Origin of the sequence: Okeania sp. SIO3B5 (assembly GCF_010692555.1) — a bacterium.
Lineage (GTDB): Bacteria > Cyanobacteriota > Cyanobacteriia > Cyanobacteriales > Microcoleaceae > Okeania.
In genome coordinates this window covers 1-8941 of sequence record NZ_JAAHHG010000420.1, presented here as the reverse complement: position 1 = coordinate 8941, position 8941 = coordinate 1, and the positions used below count along the sequence as shown (strand labels likewise).

General features: G+C 37.7%; 8 protein-coding genes. 5 read left to right on the top strand and 3 right to left on the bottom strand.

Features of this window, described 5'->3' with window-relative positions; translation table 11 throughout:
* Positions 1-97: 97 nt before the first annotated feature.
* Positions 98-313, top strand: a complete 216-nt coding sequence (locus tag F6K54_RS34105) for a Txe/YoeB family addiction module toxin (protein WP_366558309.1) — start codon at positions 98-100, stop codon at positions 311-313.
* A 361-nt stretch (positions 314-674) separates the two neighbouring features.
* Here F6K54_RS34105 and F6K54_RS34100 read toward each other — a convergent pair whose 3' ends face one another.
* Positions 675-1172, bottom strand: a complete 498-nt coding sequence (locus tag F6K54_RS34100) for a pyridoxamine 5'-phosphate oxidase family protein (RefSeq protein ID WP_293088008.1) — start codon at positions 1170-1172, stop codon at positions 675-677.
* Between the two features lie 66 nt (positions 1173-1238).
* On the opposite strand from F6K54_RS34100, the gene F6K54_RS34095 reads away from it, so the two are divergent.
* The 3 genes from F6K54_RS34095 to F6K54_RS34085 all read left to right on the top strand — a co-directional run bounded on the left by F6K54_RS34095 (position 1239) and on the right by F6K54_RS34085 (position 4465).
* Positions 1239-2654, top strand: coding sequence for an MATE family efflux transporter (locus F6K54_RS34095; protein WP_293088006.1), 1416 nt, complete (start codon positions 1239-1241; stop codon positions 2652-2654).
* Between the two features lie 546 nt (positions 2655-3200).
* Entirely contained in the window at positions 3201-3809 is a 609-nt protein-coding gene (locus F6K54_RS34090; RefSeq protein ID WP_293088005.1) for a hypothetical protein, read from the top strand.
* A 35-nt stretch (positions 3810-3844) separates the two neighbouring features.
* Positions 3845-4465, top strand: coding sequence for a hypothetical protein (locus tag F6K54_RS34085; protein ID WP_293088003.1), 621 nt, complete (start codon positions 3845-3847; stop codon positions 4463-4465).
* Between the two features lie 746 nt (positions 4466-5211).
* Here F6K54_RS34085 and F6K54_RS34080 read toward each other — a convergent pair.
* Together F6K54_RS34080 and F6K54_RS34075 are read right to left on the bottom strand one after the other, a co-directional pair.
* Positions 5212-7128 carry an ATP-binding protein gene (locus F6K54_RS34080; protein ID WP_293088001.1) on the bottom strand — a complete coding sequence of 639 codons (1917 nt, stop codon included), beginning with the start codon at positions 7126-7128 and terminating at the stop codon, positions 5212-5214.
* 59 nt (positions 7129-7187) lie between these two features.
* The gene (locus tag F6K54_RS34075; protein WP_293088000.1) at positions 7188-8120 is read right to left on the bottom strand and encodes a phosphate/phosphite/phosphonate ABC transporter substrate-binding protein; all 933 of its coding nucleotides are present in this window, start codon (positions 8118-8120) and stop codon (positions 7188-7190) included.
* Between the two features lie 287 nt (positions 8121-8407).
* Between F6K54_RS34075 and F6K54_RS34070 the strand changes: the two genes are divergently transcribed.
* Positions 8408-8596 carry a hypothetical protein gene (locus F6K54_RS34070; protein WP_293087998.1) on the top strand — a complete coding sequence of 63 codons (189 nt, stop codon included), beginning with the start codon at positions 8408-8410 and terminating at the stop codon, positions 8594-8596.
* Positions 8597-8941: the final 345 nt, after the last annotated feature.

Here is an 8941-nt window from a genome sequence, read left to right as displayed (position 1 = left end):
TGCTCATCTTTGTAATTCTTTCTCCTCCTGACTCCTGACTCCTGACTCCTGACTCCTCCTAACTTAACCATTCTATGGCTGTTTAACCGGATTTGATATCATACCTCAAATTACCAACGCCAAAATTTATATTAAAATCGTCAATCTCATTAAAGATATTCAACGAGATCCGTTCTCTGGGTTAGGAAAACCAGAAGCATTAAAATACGATCTATCTGGATTATGGTCAAGACGCATTACACAAGAACATCGCTTAGTTTATAGTGTTTATGATGAAGAAATTGTGATTATTTCCTGTAAATTTCACTACTAAGAATTGCTGACATAATGGTGAAAAAAAATTATAGATATGGGCATAGTTAGGGCTTGCTGATTAAAGATCAAAGTCTTGACAGGTAAAGGTTTTACCCTTTTCAGGTACTAATAAAGTACCCGCTTTTAGGTGGTAATGGTTCAAAAATCTAAGATTTTCGGCATTTCGAGGGGTAGAAAATCAAGGGACGATTCTTCTGACTACTTCTTCTATAATTCCCATTCCTCCTGACTTCACCGATTGCAGGATTGCTGGATTCTACCCCTACCACTCATACTTATTCAGCAAACCCTAGTTAGTTAAGTTTCATATTAATGCCTTTTTTTAAGATTTACAATAAGCCCGCAACATGGGCTTTTTTTTATTGTTTGATTTCTTGAGTAATTTCTACTCTTTTGTCAAGAAAATAATCCTCGTAAGGTTCTTTCACATTAACCCAAATAGTTGTTGGCATGAACCGGAATAAACGTCGCTGTCCTGAGTTAAGAAAATATTTTTTGTCTCTTTTTGGTTTGCCATTTTTCGTGTAGATAGTATCAATTGCTTTATTGAATATTGTGTTTTCTGCTTCAATAACTTCAGCTATACCTTTGAAATAAACACCAAATCCCTGTCCACTCAATGCGGTTGAATCATAAACAACTGCAAAAACCTGACCATTATTAATAATATTTTGAGAGTGCTGATTTTCTATCCATGATGACCAATAAAATGTGTAATTTTCATCAAAGCCGTAATAGACAGGTGAGTTCCAAGGGTGTCCAGATTTATCTACTGTTGCTAAGGTAAGATAGTTAATTTCATTAAGTACCTGTTTTGCTTTTTCAGTGAGTTGATCGATGGAAGATGATATCTGCATTTTTTCAATTTCTCAGATGAAGTTACTTAAATGGTAAAGTTTTGTAAAATAGACTAATTTATACTGATGAAACTACAACTAACAGAAGGCAAAATAGGCCCACTATTAATAAAGCTAACACTTCCTATGGTTTGGGGAGTATTTGCCGTAATAGGATTCAATATAGTTGATACCTACTTTGTCGGTCAACTGGGAACAAATGAACTAGCGGCAATGAGTTTCACATTCCCAGTAGTAATGGTATTAGGTAGCATATCAATGGGTTTGGGGACAGGTGCTGCTTCCGTCATTGCTAGAGCTATTGGAGAAGGGGATACAAGTCCATTGGGCGATCGCCACAAAGTCAAACGACTCACTACTGACAGCTTAACTTTATCATTACTGATAGTCGGAATATTTATAATTTTAGGCTTAACAACTATCGATCCAGTATTCACAGCTTTAGGCGCAAAAGCAGAAACTCTTCCTCTAATTCGAGAATATATGCAAACTTGGTATCTGGGAGTAATTTTTATAGTAGTGCCAATGGTGGGTAACAATGCTATTCGCGCTGCTGGTAATACATTTATTCCTAGCTTAATTATGATTGTAGCAGGTGTGATCAACGCTGTGCTAGACCCGATATTCATCTTCGGAGTGGGTAAAATTCCAGCCATGGGGTTACAAGGAGCAGCATTAGCAACAGTTATTGGAAGAGCAACAACTTTGATTGCCTCTTTACTCTTTTTGCATTACCGCGAACGCATGATATCTTGGAGTTTTCCAAGTTTTAATCTCCTGCTCAGAAATTGGCAAAGTATTCTTTATATTGGTATACCTGCTGCTGCCACAAATATGATTACACCAATTTCGATTACTTTCATTACTAGCTTGATAGCTAGTTATGGTGTCGCAGCAGTAGCTGGTTTTGGTGTTGCTTCTAAGGTAGAGTCATTTTCTGTTATTGTCCCAATGGCATTATCTGCCAGCTTCAGTCCATTTGTCGGTCAAAACTGGGGGGCAAAAAAGTACGACCGCGTATATTTAGGTTTGCGCTTAGGATTTCAGTTTTGTCTGCTGTGGGGAGTTGTGTTAGCGATCGCTCTTAGTGTGGGTGGAAGTTTAATTGCTTCTATATTCGACCAAAATCCAGAAGTTATAGAAATTGCTGCGAAATACTTATTGATAGTACCTATTAGTTATGGTGCTTCTGGGATGATTTTAATTTCTAGTGCTACTTTTAATGCTCTGGGTAAACCCTTGCCTTCGGTAGTGATGACAATGACAAGAATGTTATTTTTGTATGTACCTTTAGCATATTTAGGAAGTTGGCTATTTGGTGTAAATGGTATTTTTGCTGCTGCTTGTTTTGCTAATTTAGCAGTGGGTATTGGAGCTTATATTTGGAATCAGAAAACTTGTAGCTTGAAAATGACAGCTAAACAGGAAAGAGTAGAAAATATTCCAGAAGTTGTTACATCCTTCCACAGAAGTCAAAAATAGTTATTGATTTGAGAGGATTTGAGAAATCGTATTGTATTATGTCTCTTTGAATATCCAGAATAAAAAATTTAGGGATATAGGGAACAGGGAACAGGGAGAAATTTATCAGAGAAAACATTTTTACCCTTGGCTAATTAATCAGGACTTACGCAGTAGAACCTATTTTCGCCATTGCGACCGAGAGCTGATTTATAAACCACATCGTCACAATCAAAACCTTGTAGGGACGTTGCATGCAAGGTCCTTACAGTGGTTTACCCAAATGAAAACTGCTGTAATATTAGAAATATGTAGTATTAAAAACCCAAAAATCTTTAATTTCATGTCTGGTTAAATACTTACAAACAATTAGGGAGGGGTCAATACCTGAATCCTCAACTTTTACACTACATTATGAAACACAGAATTTAAGTTGCATAAAATCAGTAATTCTATCTGATGTAGTAATAGGCAAAGTGAAAAACTCAGCCTACCAACAAAAGGTTGGGAATTTTGGACAAAATTGACATTGTAAATTGACTCTATAACCAACAAATTATTAATCAAATGAATTCACTTACACGCACACTCCGTAAATTGAAAGTCTCTGAGAATACTCCAGAAGGATTCAAAATGATCGTTGAGGATAACCAGGAATTATTTCTAATTGGCTACTTTATTATGAATTGTTTTTCTTATGCAATTGTTTTCTATTTTCTTGGTTGGCTTATATATTATTTGTCTAATAATCTCAACATAGCTTTTGCTATCTGTGGAGTTGGATTCATCTTAAGTTGTTTACCTCTAGCAGTTTGGTGTTTACGTTTGTATAACAGAAGAAAATTTGAAAATTCTGGAGAACTGCTTCTTTCTGAATATCCTTTAAAATTAGGGGGTAGCTATAAAATTCACTATCGCCGTCCGTTGCGTTCGGGCGCTACTTTGAATCAAAATACTTGCTTGAAAGCAGTGTTAAGGTGTTCAGAAGTAGCAACTTATTATATTGGAACCGATCAAGAAACCGCTCGACAAATTATTCTAGAAAAGCCTTTAATTAACCAAAGGATACTTCCAGATACTCAAGAGATTGAATTTAAAAAATCAATTGAAATTCCCAACAATAGTCCTCCATCATTGCAGAAAGATCATAATTGTATTTTAAAGAAAAAGAAGTGAAACAGTTTCGAGTGATTCCCAGAGGAGCTTAAATTGTGTGGATTAACCCTTACGAAAGACTAGGATTACGTTGTAACCCTTTTACTGCCGAACAAATTCCTGGTGTTACAGAAGATTTGTGGCTAGACCGAGGTTTTTCCCAGCCTCCTCAACCTAGAGAACGGATTCTCTTTCAATTCATTGGAGAAAAAGGAGCCGGAAAAACTTCTCATTTACTCCACTGGCGCAAACAGACTGGAGGTTCTTACACTTATTATCCCCCTGGGTGGGGAAGATGGCATATTCCTCCTGTCGAACCCATTACCTATTGGGATGAAGCAGACCGCATTCCCATACCTTTACTGTTAGCTGCACTAGCTCAAGCTTCTTACCAAGGGGCGACTATTGTAGCTGGAACCCATGAAGATTTGTCTTGGGTAGGGCGTTTTGTACGACTCAAAGTTAGAACGATTAGATTTCATCGCCTTACCCTAGAGACAATTCTTGCTTGGGCTGAAAAACGCATTCAAGCAGTTACATTACCAGAAGTGAAACAGGTGGGATTAAAATTAGACCGAGCAGATATTGAACCAATAGTAGGAAACGCTGGTGCTTCTTGGCGCGAGGTGGCAACTTATTTGCACATTTGGGCGGCTAAAATAGCTAGGGTTTGCTGAAAAAGTCTTATGGGTGAGGGTAGGAGACAGCTATACTGGAGACAGGAGACAGGAGGAACGGGGAATTTAGAGCAGGTAGGAGTAAGAATTTTCCCAAGATTTTTCTGCCCAACTATGCGCCTAAAATACTAACTTTTTGAGCGTTTTAGACTTAAATAGGCGCACTTTTTTCGACCAAAAAAAGGCACTTGTCTTTATACGTCAATGCTTTTAGATTTAATCAGCAAGCCCTAGCTATAGCAGGAAACAGGGAATAGGGAACAGGCAATAGTGGGAAAAGTATCTCTGTAACAAATACTTTAGTATACAGCGGTTTTTATTTCAGTAGACCACAGTAGGGACGTTGCATGCAACGTCCCTACTGGGTTTTGGTTATGACGATGTGGTTCATCAAGAGCGAAAAGCGCTGTAATATAGAATCAGGATAATTACTATAGCTAAGCCATTGCGACGGTCACTGCGTGGAAGGAAGCAATCTCAGGGTTTGAGAAGATTGCTTCCTATCGTCGCAATGACGACTGTTCAACCGGATTTGATATAACATATTTTTTGCCGAAGTACCGCTATGGAGGCGAATAGCCATTTGCTGGCGCACAGCTCCGCTTTATATGTTGCGGAGCAAAACGCCTCGACTACTGACTACTTCTTCAATAACTTATATCATGTTCGGATAATTAGTGATCAAAAACCTTCTCCTTTTTAAGCTTTCTTCCCTTCTGCCTTCTGCCTTCTGCCTTCTTCCTTCTTCAAGATAATTCTGAACTTAAAATATGGTCAGTTTTTAATGTGACAACAGTTGGTATATTTATACTAAAAGTAGAGCCAACACCAACAGAGCTTTCTACCGTAATTTTTCCACCCATCATTTCACAAAATTTTTGACAGATAGACAACCCCAAACCAGTTCCACCGTACTTACGAGTAGTAGAGTTATCAGCTTGTACAAAAGGCTGAAACACTTTTTCAATCTGCTCTGGAGTCATACCTATGCCAGTATCAGTTACACTAAAAATTATCTGATTTAATACCTGATTATCTGAAAGATGACCTGACCCTATTTCCAATGTTCTACTACCATTTCCATTCTGCTCTATGCTATCCTCCCGGACTACTTTTAAAGTGATGATACCTTCGTGAGTAAACTTGCTAGCATTACTCAATAGATTAATCACGATTTGCTTAATTTTTGTTCGGTCAGCAAACATAGTCCCTATTTCGCTACTACAATGCATCTCAAAAGAATTACCATTTTTCGTAATCAGTGGTTGTACAATACATTGGACTTCTTTGATTAATGTCAAGATATCAAATTCTTCTTCATATATAGTCATCTCGCCTGATTCTACCTTAGAAATATCTAGGATATCTTGAATAATTGTTAGCAGATGTAAACCAGAGGTTTTAATTTGATCCAGATCTGGAACAAATTCTTCATAACCTAAATCTTCAGCTTCTTCTCGCAGTAGATCGCTATAGCCAATAATGGCGTTAAGAGGTGTTCTTAGCTCATGACTCATACTAGCAAGAAACATACTTTTGGCTTTATTAGCACCTTCTGCAGCTTCTTTTGCTTGTTGCAACTCTATATTAGCTAACTTACTTTCTGTAATATCTCGAACAATAGCCAAAACTTCATTTTGACCACTTGCCAATATTCTTGCTTCAAAATGATGACGTTGCCCATGGACAAACCACTCATATTCAAATATTTGAATATCTCCTGTTTGAAGTGCTTCCTCAAGATATTGTAAATATTGTTTTGCAGCATTTTCTGGCAAAATTTCAGACACTTTTTTACCTATTAATTCACCCCGAGACCAGGGTAAATCATTTTTTCTAGAAGGTTTATAGTAGAGAAAAACCCCATTATTGTTGAATCCGAAAATTACATCTGGGATAGCATCAAGCAGTGCTCTATTTTTAGCCTCGCTTTGACGTAAATCTTCTGCTCTTTGTTTTAAACTACGAATTAGCTTCTCCTTGCTATGAATTAGTTCTCTAAGTTGATCGGCCATACTATTAAAAGATTTTGCCAATACAGTTAATTCATCTCCGGTACAAATCTCCATCTTTTGAGTTAGGTCTCCAGAGGCAAAACGTTTAGTAACTACAGTCATTTCCTGTAGAGGTTCAGTAATAGAGCGACTAATTAACAATGCCAGAAAAGTTCCTGCAGTAGCAGCCATAGCTGCTACTATAAGACCTTGATTACGCACATCAGCAATTTTTTGATTTAAGGGAGTTGTAGATAAACCAACACTCACAGCTCCCAGTCTTTTCCGCCCAATAACTACCGCTTTACCAGCAAGAAGTTGAGTAGATTCCCACTCAAAAATTGTTTCGTCGCTCTCTAGGAGACGTTGGCCAAAAGGATCGGGTCTAATATTGTAAACCAAAACATCTTTACCATAAGCATCAGCAACTATTCTTCCTTCTTTTTCGTAAATACGGCCTGCCGCTAGTACTCGATCTTCTCCAAGCTGCTCCATGATTTCTTCCATAAAATCAGCATCTAGCCTGTAGAGAGAGTCTCGAACTGTTATTGATATAGTACTGAGTAAGATTTCAGCTTGTTTTTGCAATTCACTACGAAAATTTTGTTGCTGACGGTGAACAGATAGCCAAGTGACACCGCCCACTACTATGACAACCAAACCTGTCATGGCTAGTGTTAACTTGGTGGCTAGTGACCCCTGTCCAGTCCTGAATAAGCCCATCTAAATCACCTGTTTTGAACAAGTTCATACAACTCTCGCATTCTTTCTATACTTGACTCTGGAGGAAAATCATCGAATTTGGCCGTCTTTTCAAACTTCTTTAATATTTCTCGTCCCTCTGACGTTTGATCCATTTTAATCAAAATAGCTTTGATGGCCTCAACCATTTCTGCTTTCATCTCAGGTCTAACTAAAACTATATGACGAGCTACTTTTTCACTTTCTGCTAAAACTATCATGGCTTCTCGGTTTACTTCCGGAATTTCCATAAAAGTACCGATGTCAACTGCACCAGCAGCAACTTTTCCACTAATTACCCATTGGATAGTATTTTCATCATCATCAGTAAAAACGAATCCTACTTCATCAGGGGATACTGTCGAACTAGCCGATCTTTTCTCTTGAGGATTTAAAGCAGTTTCTATTAGCAAAGAAGTGGGCAACATATAGCCTGAAGTAGAGCTAATTTCATCAAAACCAACCATCTTACCTTTTAAATCCTCTAAGGATTGAATCCCACGATCCTTCATGGTAAAAATGACAGCATAATAATCTGATACACCACCTTTCCAGCGACGTAGAATTGGTTGAGCATCAGACAGATCGCTAACAATCATGGCTGGGTAGGGACTATCAAAATAAATATCTATTTCTCCTGATTTGAGTGAATTGGCCATTTCTTGTAAGTCAGAAGCTATTTCGACATCCCCTACTTCGACTCCAAATTGGCCTAGCTTTTCGGCCAAGTAGTCTGCTAAGGGCTGGTAGCGTTTAATCTTTTTGGCAGGATTATTAGAAATATCAGCAATAACTATTGTACTTTGGTCTTTAGTACTAGCTAATAATTCTGGGTTTAATGCTGATGATTTTAAGCTAGAGCTGACCAAGGCGATGACCATGCCAAGGAGCGCTAGTTTCACAAAAAGCTTGCGTAACATTTTCTCCACTTCTCCATTCTTGATAGTTAGAACTTTAAGGATATGACTAAAATCAATTCACGAATAAAAGCTTTAATATTTTTCCACAGGTATATATATCACTGTTTGGCCAGCGAAGTCTATATTAGACATGGCATTAGTTCTATAATTGCCAATAGAAATAATTAGTCTAGTTACCTAAATAACACAGGAGCATGAAAGCCATCGTCTTTTAAGCGATGGATGAAAGGCCAGTAGTCGGATTTTAATCCGATGTATTTTATTTTACCGAAAAGAATAGCTCAATTATGTCAAGAGTATGGAATAATATTTATAGAAACACCAACGCCAGTTATACAAATGTCGCTTCATTTTTAGATGGTGACTATCTACCTAATTATGGTGAAAAACCCAATGATTGGAAGCCGTCAGGAAAAAGAATAAAGCGTGGTTTGCATAAAGCACGTAATAATTGGTGTGAAGAGTGCAGACTGTAATGGGGCTGCAAATATCATCATAAAAGTAAGCAGAAAGCTAGGTTTAGACTTAAGCCGACTCTGTAGGGGCACTTTGACTTGTCCCCAAAGAATATATCTTTGGTCAGAATCATGAGAAACGAAGCAACAAGGATTTATCCTGTTGCGTAGTATCAACTTAGAATCCCCTCGGCAATAGCTGCGGGGAGTAGTCAATAAACTTGAGTACTTGAATGATTTTGTTGAGTATTTGGCCATCGTTCTTAGTTAGGGCTTGCTGATTAAATATCAAATAATTGCCAGATAAAGGTAAGTGCCTTTTTAGGTATTGAAAAAGTACATGGTTTTCAGCTCTTCATGCTCAAA

What these genes read in the sequence shown, in the direction of transcription:
- F6K54_RS34075 (WP_293088000.1), bottom strand. Translation starts at nt 8,120, where the DNA reads ATGTTACGCAAGCTTTTTGTGAAACTAGCGCTCCTTGGCATGGTCATC.
- F6K54_RS34080 (WP_293088001.1), bottom strand. Translation starts at nt 7,128, where the DNA reads ATGACAGGTTTGGTTGTCATAGTAGTGGGCGGTGTCACTTGGCTATCT.
- F6K54_RS34070 (WP_293087998.1), top strand. Translation starts at nt 8,408, where the DNA reads ATGTCAAGAGTATGGAATAATATTTATAGAAACACCAACGCCAGTTAT.
- F6K54_RS34100 (WP_293088008.1), bottom strand. Translation starts at nt 1,172, where the DNA reads ATGCAGATATCATCTTCCATCGATCAACTCACTGAAAAAGCAAAACAG.
- F6K54_RS34095 (WP_293088006.1), top strand. Translation starts at nt 1,239, where the DNA reads ATGAAACTACAACTAACAGAAGGCAAAATAGGCCCACTATTAATAAAG.
- F6K54_RS34090 (WP_293088005.1), top strand. Translation starts at nt 3,201, where the DNA reads ATGAATTCACTTACACGCACACTCCGTAAATTGAAAGTCTCTGAGAAT.